Origin of the sequence: Pseudomonas viridiflava (genome assembly GCF_001642795.1) — a bacterium.
Taxonomy (GTDB): Bacteria; Pseudomonadota; Gammaproteobacteria; order Pseudomonadales; family Pseudomonadaceae; genus Aquipseudomonas; species Aquipseudomonas viridiflava.
This window is the reverse complement of record NZ_LKEH01000025.1, coordinates 440251-453961: the sequence shown is the minus strand read 5'-3', so window position 1 is coordinate 453961 and position 13711 is coordinate 440251. Positions and strand designations below refer to the sequence as shown.

Here is a 13711-nt window from a genome sequence, read left to right as displayed (position 1 = left end):
AGCAAGTTTCCTGCAGGTAATCATAAAGCCTGCAAGAAAAACGCAGCTCGACCGGATCGGCTGCGTGAATAGTCTTGTCGTCAGATGCACAGTCGATGATCACTTATCTAAACCTGCACATGCCGACGCTGTTCCTTTATAGGCAACCTGCTATTGAGCCTGGATCCCGGTGAAAAGTTCCATCGACACAAAGACAGGTGTGAACGCAAACTGCCTCGCTGCTCTTGATCATTGAATGTATTTCAAGGATTGAAGCAGCGCAAAACGGAGTGCAACACGCGGGGGACTGGAGCACAATCGTCACCCGCCGTGGTTTCACATTGCCATGAGGCGCGGCTATTGTGCCGATCCCCCTTTACTTATACTAGTGGCCGCCGAGAGCAGAATTCACAGATGAGCCAACATTTTCAGCACGACGTACTGATCATCGGCAGCGGAGCGGCAGGCTTGAGCCTTGCACTGACGCTTCCAGCCCATCTGCGCATCGCGGTTCTGAGCAAGGGCGACCTGTCCAACGGCTCCACTTTCTGGGCCCAGGGCGGTGTCGCGGCCGTGCTTGACGACACCGATACAGTGCAGTCGCACGTCGAAGACACGCTCAACGCTGGCGGCGGTCTTTGCGACGAAGAGGCCGTGCGCTTCACGGTCGAACACAGCCGCGAAGCCATACAGTGGCTGATCGACCAGGGCGTGCCGTTTACCCGTGGCGACCATGCGGACACTGAGGAAAGCGGCTTCCAGTTTCACCTGACGCGAGAAGGCGGCCACAGCCATCGCCGAATCATCCACGCAGCCGATGCCACCGGCGCTGCGATTTTCCGAACATTGCTCGAACAGGCCAGCAAACGCCCCAACATCGAGCTGCTCGAACAGCGCGCCGCCATCGACCTGATCACCGAACGCCGACTGGGTCTGGAAGGCCAGCGCTGCCTGGGCGCCTACGTGCTGAACCGTAAAAGCGGCGAGGTCGACACTTATGGCGCACGCTTCACGATCCTCGCGTCCGGTGGCGCGGCGAAAGTCTATCTCTACACCAGCAACCCTGACGGTGCGTGCGGTGATGGCATCGCAATGGCCTGGCGTGCCGGCTGTCGGGTCGCGAATCTGGAGTTCAACCAATTCCATCCAACCTGCCTGTATCACCCGCAAGCCAAAAGCTTTTTGATCACTGAAGCACTGCGTGGCGAAGGCGCTTATCTGAAACTGCCGAACGGCGAGCGTTTCATGCCACGTTTCGACGAACGGGCAGAACTGGCGCCCCGCGATATTGTGGCCCGCGCCATTGACCACGAGATGAAGCGCCTGGGTATCGACTGCGTCTATCTGGACATCAGCCATAAACCCGAGGCGTTCATCAAGACGCACTTTCCGACGGTGTACGAGCGCTGCCTGGAGTTTTCAATCGACATCACCCGTCAGCCGATCCCGGTCGTCCCTGCAGCGCACTACACCTGCGGCGGCGTGATGGTCGACAGCCGGGGACACACAGACGTGCCGGGGCTTTATGCGATTGGCGAAACCAGTTTCACCGGCCTGCACGGCGCCAACCGGATGGCCAGCAATTCGTTGCTGGAATGCTTTGTCTATGCACGCTCTGCGGCGCAGGACATCGAGAAACAACTGGGCGACATTCAGATGCCAGCCGATCTTCCGGCGTGGGACGCCAGTCAGGTGACCGATTCGGACGAAGACGTGATCATTGCGCACAACTGGGATGAATTACGCAGATTCATGTGGGACTACGTCGGCATCGTGCGCACCAACAAGCGACTGCAACGCGCCCAGCACCGTGTGCGACTGTTACTGGATGAGATCGACGAGTTTTACAGTAACTACAAGGTCAGCCGTGACCTGATCGAGTTGCGCAACCTGGCGCAAGTAGCTGAGCTGATGATCCGCTCGGCCATGGAGCGCAAGGAAAGCCGCGGGCTGCATTACACGCTGGATTATCCGGACCTGCTGCCTGAAGCACTGGACACTATTCTGATACCGCCCACCTACGTCGGCTGAACTTCAGCCGTACGCGCAAGCGCCGGTGAAGATCCGGCGTCTGCGCATCAAAGGGAATGCAGCAGCTGTGGACTTGCCGCCCGGGCCGCCCGCCATTCACCAGACGAAAGCGCAGAATCACGACCAGCGGTAATGCAAGACTGTCCTTGCACAACTGCACAGGCTGCCAGCCGCCCTGCTCGCTCCAGACACGCCACCCCTGTGAATCACGCTGCAATCCGGTGAACGAGCCCGGGCGTTTCAGCAGTATCGACCCCGGCAAGACCCAGGCCGCGTGAGCGATACACAACGCAGCGCCGACCAACGCCATCTGGGCCGGAACGTCCAGCCAGCATAGCGCAGACAATGCCAGCACCTGAACAAGACCATAAGCCGTCAGCAGCAGGCGCGACGCCTGCCAGTGACACTCGAAGCGATCATTTGGGCTGAACACGGTCCAGAATCATGCGAACCATGCGCTGCAATTCAGGATCTTCGGACTCGGCACGCTGCATGAACCAGCCGAACATGTCCTGATCCTCGCAGGTCAGCAGGCGGCGATACAGATCGCGGTCCACGTCATTCAAATGCGGATAGACCTCACGGACAAACGGCACCAGCAGCACGTCCAGTTCGAGCATGCCGCGGCGGCTGTGCCAGTAAAGGCGGTTGAGTTCAACGTCTTCGACCATGGAGCGCTCCTCAAAGTAGGCGGCGAGTATACAGCCGTGAGGCGGCAGCGCGAATCGCGCAATGGTCGCAGCAGTTTTCATGTACCCGTATTCAGATTCACGACTGGGCACTATGATGTGCCCCAGACTTTTTCCCATTTGCGATGACCATGGCCCACTCAGCTTTCTTCTGCACGCTATCCCATGAGGGCGTTCTTGCCGTTCGCGGCGTGGATGCCAGCAAGTTTCTGCAGGGACAATTGACCTGCAACTTCAATTATCTGAGCGAAGACCGCTCGAGCCTCGGTGCGCGCTGCACCCAGAAAGGCCGGATGCAGTCCAGTTTCCGCGTGGTGTTCGAAGGTGACGGCTGCCTGCTGGCGATGGCCCGTGAACTGATCGAGCCGCAACTGCTGGACCTGCGCAAATATGCCGTGTTTTCGAAGTCCAAACTGACTGACGAAAGCGCAGCCTGGGTACGCTTCGGCCTTCAGGATGGCGACGGCGCACTGGTCAGCCTGGGCCTCGATCTCGCGCAGGAAACCGATTCGGTATCCCGCGCCAACGATCTGATCGCGATTCGTGTGTCGCCCGCACGAGCCGAGCTCTGGGTGCGTGCCGAACAGGCCGACAGCATTCAGTCGCGACTTGCTTCGCAGCTCGACGCAGGCTCGCTCAATGACTGGCTGCTGGGTCAGATCCAGGCCGGTATCGGTCAGGTGTTCATCGAGACCCGCGAAGAGTTCATCCCGCAGATGATCAACCTGCAGGCAGTGGGTGGCGTCAGCTTCAAGAAGGGCTGCTACACCGGACAGGAAATCGTGGCGCGCATGCAGTACCTGGGCAAGCTCAAGCGCAGGCTTTATCGACTGTCGATGCAGGGCGACGAGATGCCTGCCCCCGGTGCCGCGCTGTTTTCATCGGTGCACACCAGCTCGTCAGGCAACGTTGTGATCGCCGCGCGGTCAGAGCAGGGGATCGAGTTGCTGGCAGTGCTTCAGGCCGATGCCGCAGAAAGTGGCGACGTGCACCTCGGCGCCACAGACGGTCCTTCCCTGCGATTGTGTGAGCTGCCCTACACGCTGGACAGCAAGCTCGAAACGCAGCGATAGCGCGAGCGAACGCTCCCGCTTTTCCATGGTCAGTACAGCACCCGGCATTCCGGCGCCCACAGGGCGCCCGGAACACTCTGGACACCCCTAAAGGCTGCGAGACGCAACATGAGCAAGATGGCTGACGAGGTGCAGAGAAACTTGATCAAGGCCATCGACAGAGATGCCTTGTTTCTCCCTACCCTGCCGGAAGTAGCACTGAAGATTCGCCTTGCCGCCGAAGACACCGAAATCAGCATCGCCGCGCTGAGCAAGGTCATCGGCAGCGATACCGCCCTGTCCGCTCGCCTGATCAAGGTGGCGAACAGCCCGTTGCTGCGACCCAATTTCGAGGTCAGCGACGTGAACACGGCGATTCGCCGCCTCGGCGTCAACTACACCTGTAACCTGGCCATCGGCCTGGTCGTGGAGCAGATGTTCCACGCCAAGTCGGAAGTCATCGAGCAGAAGATGCGCGACATCTGGAAGCAGAGCCTGCAGGTGGCCGGGATCAGCTATTACCTGTGTCATCAGTACACCAGTCTTAAGCCGGATCAGGCCACGCTGGCCGGGCTGATTCACCTGATAGGGATTCTGCCGATCCTGACCTACGCCGAAGACCATTTCGATCTGCTGGCCGATCCGGTCAGTCTCAATCATGTGATCGACAATATTCACCCGGTCATCGGCGAACGCCTGCTGCGCTCGTGGGACTTTCCCGAGCCGCTGGCTTCGGTGCCCGGCAAGTTCCAGGACTTTACCCGCGTTTCGAAAAGCCCGGACTACATCGATCTGGTACAGGTCGCGACGGTACACATTCACAAGAACACCGACCATCCTTTCAGCCTGATCGAGATCCCAGACCTGCCCGCCTACAGCCAACTGCGCCTGAACCGAGCCAACGACATGCTCGGCGCGGAAATGGACGACGCCAAGGACATGCTCTACTGAGCCTGAGTCGCGTTGAAGCTGACCCTGACTTTCAGACCGCGCTCGGCCCCGTCATGTAAGGAAATGCGGGCCAGATGGGCGCGGCAGATTTCCCCGACGATGGCCAGTCCCAGTCCGGCGCCGCTGCCTTGCTGGCTGCGACGATAGAATCGTTCGAACACCCGCTCGCGTTCCGCGTGCGGAATCCCCGGACCATCATCTTCGACCTCCAGAATGCCCGGCGCATAGACCCTCAGGACAACGTTGCCGCCCGACGGTGTATGGGCCAGCGCATTGTCGATCAGGTTGCTCAGCAATTCGTTGAGCAGGGTCGGCTCGCCACGCAGCCAGACAGGCTCGTCAGCTTCCAGCGCCAGCGCGACGCCGTGCGAATGCGCCAGCGGCGCCATGGCCATGCCCAGCTCGCGCGCCAGCTGGCTGAGGTCAAGTTGCTGCGCGCCGCCTTCGGCAATCGCACGGGCGCCGTTTTCGATACGCGCCAGCGACAACAACTGATTGGCCAGATGGGTCAGGCGATCAGTGCCCAGCGCAGCAGACTCCAGCGTCGCGCGCCATTGCTGCGGGTCACGCTCACGCAATCCCAGTTCCACACGCGCCTTGAGCGCAGCCAATGGCGTACGCAATTCGTGGGCGGCATCGGCGATGAATTGCGCCTGACGTTCGAACTGCAGGCGCAAACGCTCGGTGAAGTGGTTCAACGCGCCGACCAGCGGTCGAAGTTCATGCTGCACCTCAACCATGGGCAGCGAGCGCAAATCGTCAGGCTGGCGTTCCTCGACCGCCGTGCGCAGGCGCTCCAGTGGACGCAGCGCAGCACTGACGGTGAACCACACCAGCAACAACGCACCGCCGCCCAGCATGCCCAGCCGCAGCAAGGTATCGGCCATCAGACTGCGAGCCATGCCCTTGCGCGCCTCCTGAGTTTCAGCCACGCGGATTTCCGCCGTGCCGTTCATGCCCGGATCGGTCACCGGCTTGAGCAGACTGACCACGCGGACATCCTGGCCCTGATACATCCCGTTATAGAACTTGGCGAGTGCTGGATAATCATCGGTTCGCAACGTTCCCGGCGGCGGTGACGGCAGGTTTTCGTAACCGGAAATCAGCTTCTGGTTGATGTCGTTGACCTGATAGTAGATACGACCCTCGCTGTCGTAGGCGAAGGTATCCAGTGCCACATAGGGAATGTCGGCACTCAGCGTTCCGTCGCGCTGGGTCAGACCGGCGGCGATGGTGCGCGCCGACGCCAGCAACGTGCGGTCGTAGGCCGTGTCGGCCACTTCGCGTCCGTTCCAGTAGGCGCTCATGCCGCTGGCCAGCATCAGAACGACCAACAGCAACGCCAGATTCCACAGCAGTCGCCAGCGCAGACTGTCGTTAATCATCGCGGCTTTCCAACAGGTAACCCAGGCCACGGAACGTCACGATGGCCACCGAATGCCCGTCGAGTTTCTTACGCAGGCGATGCACGTAGATTTCGATGGCGTCGGGACTGGCTTCTTCGTCGAGACCGAACACCTGAGCAGCAAGCTGTTCCTTGCTCATCACCCGGCCGGGCCTCGCGATCAGGGCTTCAAGCACCGCCTGCTCGCGAGAGGTCAGGGTCAGGAGCTCGTCGCCCAGCGTGAAGCGACGCGTGTCCAGGTCGTAGGCCAGCACGCCGCACCGCTGCTGACGCTCACCACCCAGCACGCTACGCCGCAGCAGTGCCTTGACCCTGGCTTCCAGTTCGGACAGCTCAAAAGGCTTGGCGAGGTAGTCATCCGCGCCCAGATTGAGGCCATGCACCCGATCTTTCACGTCACTGCGCGCGGTCAACATCAACACCGGCAGATTCTTGCTGCGCGCCCGCAGACGGGCCAGCACTTCGAAGCCATCCATACGCGGCAGACCCACGTCGAGAATCGCGACGGCGTATTCCTCACTGGTCAGGGCCAGGTCGGCCGCCACGCCATCGTGCAGGACATCGACGGTCAAACCCGCGCTCTTGAGAGCCTGCGCGACACTCTCAGCCAGTTGCAGATGATCTTCAACGAGAAGAACACGCATCGCCGTCTCCTGTTATGGGTGTTGTTATTGGGAAGGGTGGTTGCGGAGTTTACAGGCGCTTCACACCCTGTGAAGCACAGAAACAACTCGAAGGCATTTGGCGACGCAATGAAAGGTAACTGAAAGGTTCGTGATTTAGCATCGCGATACGACCCGCCAAAGGGTACGTGAACAAGGCGCCCGGATGCGTCTGAAAATAAAAACAATAAAACGGTAAATGGAGTCACATCATGTCAACGCCTTCCCCGGCTCGACAGTCAATGCACCACATTCAACTTTCGGCCGCTCCCGGTCGGCCCGCTTCATGCTCGCCCTGTCACGGCACTACGCTGACACCCGGCGCTCTTCCAGTGTTTATCCAGCACTTCGATGCAGTTATCTGCAGCCCTGAATCTGCCCGTCCAAATCTGCCGTTACGGGAAGTATCCGGCAATCGAACGCACTGAACAGCTTTCCACATCCAAAAACAAAAACATCTCAGGAGACTGAACATGAAATTTTCCTTGCGTCAGCTAGCCATGACCGCCAGTTGCATGCTGGTTGCCACCCAACTGCTTGCCGAGCCCAAGCGTCCTGAATGCATCGCACCGGCCTCGCCGGGCGGTGGCTTCGACCTGACCTGCAAACTGGTCCAGAGCGCGCTGATCAATGAAAAAATCCTCAGCACCCCGATGCGCGTGACCTACATGCCCGGCGGTGTCGGCGCGGTGGCCTACAACGCGGTGGTCGCTCAACGTCCGGCCGATGCCGGAACACTGGTGGCCTGGTCCAGCGGCTCGCTGCTCAATCTGGCGCAGGGCAAGTTCGGGCGCTTCGACGAGAACGCCGTGCGCTGGCTGGCGGCAGTCGGCACCAGCTACGGCGCCATCGCGGTGAAGAGCGATTCGCCTTACAAAAACCTCGACGATCTGGTCAAGGCACTCAAGGCCGACCCGAGCAAAGTCGTCATCGGTTCCGGCGGCACTGTCGGCAGCCAGGACTGGATGCAAACCGCACTGATCGCCAAGGCGGCCGGTATCAATCCGCGCGAGCTGCGCTATGTGGCGCTCGAAGGTGGCGGCGAAATCGCCACCGCCTTGCTCGGCGGTCACATTCAGGTCGGCAGTACCGACATCTCCGACTCCATGCCGCACATCCTCAGCGGCAACATGCGCCTGCTGGCGGTGTTTGCCGACAAGCGTATCGACGAGCCGGAAATGAAAGACATCCCGACCGCCAAGGAACAGGGTTACGACATCGTCTGGCCGGTGGTGCGTGGCTTCTACCTCGGGCCAAAGGTGAGCGACGAAGATTACAACTGGTGGAAAGCCTCGTTCGACAAGGTGCTGGCCTCGGAAGACTTCGCCAAACTGCGTGACCAGCGCGAGCTGTTCCCGTTCGCCATGACCGGCCAGGAGCTGGACACCTACGTGAAGAAACAGGTGGCCGACTACAAGCTGATGGCCAAGGAATTCGGCCTGATTCAGTAATTGCACCCAATTGACTGACGTTCGGTTGCGCCTGTCTGACGGGCGCGACTCAGGAGCTTTTCATGGTCATACAACGCGTTTTTGCAGGTGTCCTGCTGCTGGTCTGCATCGGACTGGCCCTCATGGCCTGGCCGTACCAGGCGCCCTTTTCCTATGAACCGGTCGGCCCTCGGGCCTTTCCCCTGCTGATGCTCGGCCTGATGGGCGCCGCCCTGCTGTACATGCTGATTCGTCCGACGCCCATCGTGCACAGCGAAGACGAACCGCCGCTGGACCGTGAGACGCTGGTCAAGATCGGCATCTGCATCGCCCTGCTGCTGGTGTTCGCCGGTCTGTTCGAACCGCTGGGTTTCATTCTCAGCAGCATCCTGATCGGCATACCGATGGCGCGCCTGTATGGCGGTCGCTGGGTGCCGAGCATAGTGGTAGTGATTCTGATGAGCGTCGGCCTTTACCTGCTGTTCGATAAAGCCATGGACGTTCCCCTGCCTTTGGGCCTGCTCAGCGTTCTGGAGAATTAAAGATGGATACTTTCAGCTATCTGGGCCAGGGCTTCGGCGTTGCCCTGACGCCTTACAACCTTATTACCGCGTTATCGGGCACGTTGATCGGCACCATTGTCGGCCTGCTGCCGGGGCTGGGTCCGATCAACGGCGTGGCGTTGCTGATTCCCATCGCCTTCGCGCTGGGCCTGCCGCCTGAATCGGCCTTGATTCTGCTGGCGGCCGTGTATCTGGGCTGTGAATACGGCGGCCGTATCAGTTCGATCCTGCTGAACATTCCGGGCGAAGCGTCCACCGTGATGACCACTCTGGACGGTTACCCGATGGCCCGTAATGGCATGGCGGGCGTCGCACTGTCGCTGTCGGCCTGGAGCTCGTTCATCGGCGCCTTTATTGCCACCTGCGGCATGGTGCTTTTCGCGCCACTGCTGGCCAAATGGGCGATTGCCTTTGGCCCCGCGGAGTACTTCGTGCTGATGGTGTTCGCCATCGTCTGTCTGGGCGGAATGGCCGGAGACAAACCGCTCAAGACCTTCATCGCAGCGCTGATCGGCCTGTTCCTGTCTGCCATCGGGATCGACGCCAACAGCGGCGTGTATCGGTTTACCGGCGACAACATCCACCTGGCTGACGGCATCCAGTTCGTCGTGCTGGTGCTGGGCCTGTTTTCCATCAGCGAGATCCTGTTGCTGCTGGAAAAAACCCACCGTGGCCAGGAAGCGGTCAAGGCTACCGGGCGCATGATGTTCAATCTCAAGGAAGCGGCGGCCGTATTCATGGTGAATATTCGTTGCGGCTTCATGGGGTTCATTCTGGGCGTATTGCCGGGCGCGGGTGCAACGCTGGCCAGCGCGGTTGCCTACATGACTGAAAAGCGTATTGCCGGACCTACGGGCAATTTCGGCAAAGGTGACATGCGCGGCCTGGCTGCGCCGGAAACCGCCATCGGCGCAACCGCCTGCGGTGCGCTGGTGCCGATGTTGACGCTGGGCGTTCCGGGGTCGGGCACCACGGCGGTGATGATCGGTGCGCTTTCGCTGTACAACATCACGCCCGGCCCGATGCTGTTCCAACAGCAACCGGATCTGGTCTGGGGTCTGATTGCGTCGCTGTTCATCGCCAACGTCATGCTGGTGATCCTGAACATCCCGATGATCCGCATTTTCACCCGCGTTCTGTCCGTACCGAACTGGGCGCTGGTACCGGTCATCGCGATCATCACCGGGATCGGTGTCTACGCCGTACACGCCACCACCTTCGACCTGTTTCTGATGGTCGGCATCGGCATCTTCGGTTACATCCTGCGCAAGCTGGATTTCCCGCTGTCGCCGATCCTGCTCGGGTTCATTCTGGGCGGCCTGATGGAGCAGAACCTGCGTCGTGCGCTGTCGATTTCCAACGGCGAACTGGGGATTCTTTGGGCCAGCCCGATCACCCTCGGCGTCTGGGTACTGACGGTGTTCATGCTGCTGTTCCCGCTGATCCGTATCTGGCGCAGGCGCGCCAGTCAGCGTGCCGCGATGACCAATGTCTGATTCGTCACTGCGTAACTGGTGGCCGACCCCGCTGGTCGGCCTGCTGGGCGGCTACCTCGCCAGCCAGGTCGGCTGGCCTCTACCCTGGATGGTCGGCTCGTTGCTGGCGATCATCCTGGTGCGCTGCCTGACACCCTGGCAGATCACCCAGATTCCCGGCGGCCGCAAATGCGGCCAACTGGTCATCGGCATCGGTATCGGCCTGCACTTCACTCCAGTAGTGATCGAACAGGTGCTGGCGCACTTCGGGTTGATTTTCTTTGGTGCGCTGATCACCAGCCTGTCCTGTCTGGTCGGTGTGTGGCTGATGCTGCGCACCGGCGAGGACCGGCCTACTGCTTTCTTCTCCAGCATGCCGGGCGGTTCGGGTGAAATGGTCAACCTCGGCGCACGCAATGGCGCGACCCTGAGCAGCGTCGCCGCCGCACAGAGCCTGCGCGTGCTGGCGGTGGTGCTGTGCGTCCCGGCCATCTTCAAGTACTTGCTGGGCGAGGGTGCGCCCGTTCTGCACGCCACCAGTGTCGACTGGCGCTGGCTGGCGTTTCTTCTACCGTTCGGCGCGCTGCTGGCCTGGCTCTGGCAACACCTCAAGCAGCCGAATCCGTGGCTGTTCGGTCCGCTGCTTTTGAGCGCAGTGGTCAGCGTGGTCTGGGATCTGAAAATCGGCCTGCCCAATGGTGCCAGCCAACTGGGCCAGCTGCTGATTGGCAGCGGGCTGGGTTGTCACTTCAATCGGGCGTTCTTTCGTCGTGCACCGTCGTTTCTGGGGCGCACGCTGTTGGGAACGGCGCTGACCATGCTGATCGCCGCCCTCGCCGCCTTCGGCCTCAGTGCGCTGACGCATCTGGATCTGCGTTCGTTGACACTGGGCATGATGCCGGGCGGCATTGCCGAGATGAGCCTGACCGCCGAGGTGCTGCAATTGTCCGTGCCGCTGGTCACGGCGATGCAGGTGATGCGTCTGTTGTTCGTGCTGTTTCTGGCCGAGCCGCTGTTCCGGCGCTGGAACAGACGACTCACTGACTGACGCCTCAGATATTCGGCAAGCGCCAGTCAATCGGCGTGAGGCCGTTCTGCTTCAGATACTTGTTGGCCCGTCCGAAATGTCCGTTGCCGAGAAAGCCTTTGTAGGCTGACAGCGGTGACGGGTGGACCGAGGTCAGCACCAGATGTTTGGTCGCGTCGACCAGCTTCTGCTTGCTCTGCGCGTGAGCGCCCCACAGCAGAAACACCAGATGAGGCTGATGCTCGCTGACCACCTGAATGATCCTGTCCGTGAAATGCTGCCAACCCTTGCCTGCGTGGGAGGCCGCATTCGCCCGCTCTACAGTGAGGGTGGTATTAAGCAGCAGCACGCCCTGATCCGCCCAGCTTTGCAGGCAGCCATGGTTGGGGATATCAATGTTCAGGTCGCGTTTCAATTCTTTATAAATATTGACCAGCGAAGGCGGTGTCGGCACGCCGGGCTGCACCGAGAAGCACAAGCCGTGGGCCTGATTGGGGCCGTGGTAAGGGTCCTGACCGAGGATCACGACTTTCACGTTATCCAGTGGCGTGGAGTTCAGCGCGTTGAAGATCAGCGGCCCCGGCGGATAGATTTCCTTGTTTGCGGCGTGCTCCTGACGCAGAAACTCGCGCAACTGTTGCATGTAGGGTTTTTCGAACTCGTCACGCAGCGCTTCTTTCCAGCTGGGTTCAAGCTTGATGCGGTCGTCGCTAGTCATGGTCACATCCGGTAAAAACATTGCGCGGACACTAGGAAAGCTGACTGCCAATGTCAAATGTCCCCCATCGATTCCGTCGGTTTCCTACACTGCAAATTTCCCCCTGCAACTTAATGACGCTGCACGAAGACCAACAATGAGGTCGGCGTCTTTTTAGAGAGGGTCACGATGAACCTGCAATTCGAAGAACTTCACGCCCAGGGCGGCGCACGTATCGGAGTCGCTACGCTGGACGCCGAGAAGTCGCTGAACGCACTGTCGCTGCCGATGATTCTGGCGCTTCAGGATCAGCTCGACGCCTGGGCGGGCAATCCGCAGATTGTTTGTGTACTGCTGCGCGGCAATGGCGCGAAAGCCTTTTGTGCCGGGGGCGATGTGCGCACGCTGGTCGAAACCTGCCTCAATAATCCCGGCACCGTACCACCTTTGGCAGCGCACTTCTTTGGCGCTGAATACCGTCTGGATTACAGCCTGCATACGTACCCCAAGCCGTTGATCTGCTGGGCGCACGGCTACGTGCTGGGCGGCGGCATGGGTCTGCTACAGGGCGCGAATATTCGAATCGTTACTCAGAGCAGTCGACTGGCCATGCCTGAGATCAGCATCGGGCTTTACCCCGATGTTGGCGCAAGCTGGTTCCTGTCCCGCTTGCCGGGAAAACTGGGGTTGTTTCTGGGGCTGACCGGTTCGCACATCAACGGGCGTGACGCGCTGGATCTCGATCTGGCGGATCGCTGCCTGCTCGATGAACAGCAGCCGGATCTGATCGAAGGTCTGCTGCAACTCAACTGGCAGGAACAGACCGATGTGCAGCTGAACAGCCTGCTGAAGGCGCTGCAACACGAGGCCAACAGCCAGTTGCCCGAAGCGCAGTGGCTGCCGCGCCGGGCACAGATTGATGCGCTGCTGGACGTGGGCAATCTGGTCTGTGCCTGGCAGGCCATCAGCCATTTGCAGCAGCAGGATGACGCGTTGCTGGCCAAAGGTGCGAAGAATCTGGTGGAGGGTTGCCCGGTCACTGCGCATCTGGTCTGGGAACAGATCAAGCGTGCGCGTCACCTGTCATTGGCGCAGGTGTTTCAGATGGAATACGCCATGAGCCTCAATTGCTGTCGTCATCCGGAATTCAGCGAAGGCGTGCGCGCCAGACTGATCGACAAGGACCACGCGCCGCACTGGCACTGGCCGGATGTCAGCAAAGTACCGCCTGCGGTGATCGAGGCGCACTTCGAGAAGGTCTGGGAAGGACGGCATCCGCTGGCGGACTTGTCGGAGTATTGAGTCGGCGTGAGTGATCTCTCGACACTGATCGAGAGCGGACGCGGAGCGTCCTGAGAGGCATTCCCACGCAGGGCGTAGGAACGATCGTAGACCTTAAGCACACGATCATCCCCATGCTCCGCGCTCATCGTTATACAAAAGTCCGGAAGACGCGCAAAACGGTNGAAAGTGACTGACTGAATGCATACCCCGTGGGAGGCGGCTTGCCGGCGATGGCGTCAGTTCAGTCACTGACTAGGTCGCTTCAGAAAAAGCATCGCCGGCAAGCCGCCTCCCACAGTCCGTGGTCGCTGCAAGACTCGGGTATAACGCTGAGCACAAGCATGGGCATGATCGGCGTGCTTGAGATCACGCTGATCGTTCCTACGCTCCGCGTGGGAACGCCTCCCAGGACGCTCTGCGTCCGCTCTCGAATGTGGCGCAGATGTGTGCCCAAACTCCAGCGTTT

13 protein-coding genes are annotated in these 13711 nt (G+C 60.4%); 8 read left to right on the top strand and 5 right to left on the bottom strand.

Annotated elements, in window-relative coordinates:
• The first annotated feature begins 393 nt into the window (after positions 1 to 393).
• The gene (nadB, locus tag AO065_RS12725; protein WP_004881763.1) at positions 394 to 2010 is read left to right on the top strand and encodes an L-aspartate oxidase; all 1617 of its coding nucleotides are present in this window, start codon (positions 394 to 396) and stop codon (positions 2008 to 2010) included.
• Here nadB and AO065_RS12720 read toward each other — a convergent pair.
• Positions 1979 to 2443 (bottom strand): protein YgfX, encoded by a 465-nt coding sequence (locus AO065_RS12720; RefSeq protein ID WP_004881761.1) that lies wholly within the window; start codon positions 2441 to 2443, stop codon positions 1979 to 1981. The two genes, nadB and AO065_RS12720, sit on opposite strands and share 32 nt — an antisense overlap.
• On the bottom strand, positions 2427 to 2681 hold the full coding sequence (locus AO065_RS12715) for an FAD assembly factor SdhE (RefSeq protein WP_004881759.1): 255 nt from the start codon (positions 2679 to 2681) through the stop codon (positions 2427 to 2429). The genes AO065_RS12720 and AO065_RS12715 overlap by 17 nt, the downstream gene beginning before the upstream one ends.
• A gap of 149 nt (positions 2682 to 2830) precedes the next feature.
• Between AO065_RS12715 and ygfZ the strand changes: the two genes are divergently transcribed.
• Both ygfZ and AO065_RS12705 read left to right on the top strand, forming a co-directional pair.
• Positions 2831 to 3772 (top strand): CAF17-like 4Fe-4S cluster assembly/insertion protein YgfZ, encoded by a 942-nt coding sequence (gene ygfZ, locus AO065_RS12710; protein WP_004881757.1) that lies wholly within the window; start codon positions 2831 to 2833, stop codon positions 3770 to 3772.
• Positions 3773 to 3880: 108 nt separating this feature from the next.
• Entirely contained in the window at positions 3881 to 4702 is an 822-nt protein-coding gene (locus tag AO065_RS12705; protein ID WP_004881754.1) for an HDOD domain-containing protein, read from the top strand.
• Here AO065_RS12705 and AO065_RS12700 read toward each other — a convergent pair.
• Positions 4696 to 6087: a sensor histidine kinase gene (locus AO065_RS12700; RefSeq protein WP_004881752.1), complete on the bottom strand. Its 1392-nt coding sequence runs from the start codon at positions 6085 to 6087 to the stop codon at positions 4696 to 4698. The two genes, AO065_RS12705 and AO065_RS12700, sit on opposite strands and share 7 nt — an antisense overlap.
• On the bottom strand, positions 6080 to 6751 hold the full coding sequence (locus AO065_RS12695; RefSeq protein WP_004881751.1) for a response regulator: 672 nt from the start codon (positions 6749 to 6751) through the stop codon (positions 6080 to 6082). Before AO065_RS12695 ends, AO065_RS12700 begins: the two co-directional genes overlap by 8 nt.
• Before the next feature lie 485 nt (positions 6752 to 7236).
• On the opposite strand from AO065_RS12695, the gene AO065_RS12690 reads away from it, so the two are divergent.
• From AO065_RS12690 to AO065_RS12675, 4 genes are all read left to right on the top strand, one after another.
• Entirely contained in the window at positions 7237 to 8220 is a 984-nt protein-coding gene (locus AO065_RS12690) for a Bug family tripartite tricarboxylate transporter substrate binding protein (RefSeq protein WP_174518528.1), read from the top strand.
• A gap of 62 nt (positions 8221 to 8282) precedes the next feature.
• Positions 8283 to 8741, top strand: a complete 459-nt coding sequence (locus tag AO065_RS12685; RefSeq protein WP_004881748.1) for a tripartite tricarboxylate transporter TctB family protein — start codon at positions 8283 to 8285, stop codon at positions 8739 to 8741.
• Positions 8742 to 8743: 2 nt separating this feature from the next.
• A complete protein-coding gene (locus AO065_RS12680) occupies positions 8744 to 10258 on the top strand; it encodes a tripartite tricarboxylate transporter permease (protein WP_004881746.1) in 1515 nt (504 codons plus the stop codon).
• Positions 10251 to 11285, top strand: a complete 1035-nt coding sequence (locus AO065_RS12675; RefSeq protein WP_004881743.1) for an AbrB family transcriptional regulator — start codon at positions 10251 to 10253, stop codon at positions 11283 to 11285. The genes AO065_RS12680 and AO065_RS12675 overlap by 8 nt, the downstream gene beginning before the upstream one ends.
• A gap of 4 nt (positions 11286 to 11289) precedes the next feature.
• Here AO065_RS12675 and ung read toward each other — a convergent pair whose 3' ends face one another.
• Positions 11290 to 11982, bottom strand: coding sequence for a uracil-DNA glycosylase (gene ung, locus AO065_RS12670; protein WP_004881742.1), 693 nt, complete (start codon positions 11980 to 11982; stop codon positions 11290 to 11292).
• A 168-nt stretch (positions 11983 to 12150) separates the two neighbouring features.
• Here ung and AO065_RS12665 point away from each other — a divergent pair, with 168 nt between their 5' ends.
• Positions 12151 to 13263 carry an enoyl-CoA hydratase/isomerase family protein gene (locus tag AO065_RS12665; protein ID WP_004881740.1) on the top strand — a complete coding sequence of 371 codons (1113 nt, stop codon included), beginning with the start codon at positions 12151 to 12153 and terminating at the stop codon, positions 13261 to 13263.
• The last annotated feature ends 448 nt before the right edge of the window (positions 13264 to 13711 follow it).

What these genes read in the sequence shown, in the direction of transcription:
- nadB (WP_004881763.1), top strand. Translation starts at nt 394, where the DNA reads ATGAGCCAACATTTTCAGCACGACGTACTGATCATCGGCAGCGGAGCG.
- AO065_RS12715 (WP_004881759.1), bottom strand. Translation starts at nt 2,681, where the DNA reads ATGGTCGAAGACGTTGAACTCAACCGCCTTTACTGGCACAGCCGCCGC.
- ygfZ (WP_004881757.1), top strand. Translation starts at nt 2,831, where the DNA reads ATGGCCCACTCAGCTTTCTTCTGCACGCTATCCCATGAGGGCGTTCTT.
- AO065_RS12705 (WP_004881754.1), top strand. Translation starts at nt 3,881, where the DNA reads ATGAGCAAGATGGCTGACGAGGTGCAGAGAAACTTGATCAAGGCCATC.
- AO065_RS12700 (WP_004881752.1), bottom strand. Translation starts at nt 6,087, where the DNA reads ATGATTAACGACAGTCTGCGCTGGCGACTGCTGTGGAATCTGGCGTTG.
- AO065_RS12695 (WP_004881751.1), bottom strand. Translation starts at nt 6,751, where the DNA reads ATGCGTGTTCTTCTCGTTGAAGATCATCTGCAACTGGCTGAGAGTGTC.
- AO065_RS12685 (WP_004881748.1), top strand. Translation starts at nt 8,283, where the DNA reads ATGGTCATACAACGCGTTTTTGCAGGTGTCCTGCTGCTGGTCTGCATC.
- AO065_RS12680 (WP_004881746.1), top strand. Translation starts at nt 8,744, where the DNA reads ATGGATACTTTCAGCTATCTGGGCCAGGGCTTCGGCGTTGCCCTGACG.
- AO065_RS12675 (WP_004881743.1), top strand. Translation starts at nt 10,251, where the DNA reads ATGTCTGATTCGTCACTGCGTAACTGGTGGCCGACCCCGCTGGTCGGC.
- ung (WP_004881742.1), bottom strand. Translation starts at nt 11,982, where the DNA reads ATGACTAGCGACGACCGCATCAAGCTTGAACCCAGCTGGAAAGAAGCG.
- AO065_RS12665 (WP_004881740.1), top strand. Translation starts at nt 12,151, where the DNA reads ATGAACCTGCAATTCGAAGAACTTCACGCCCAGGGCGGCGCACGTATC.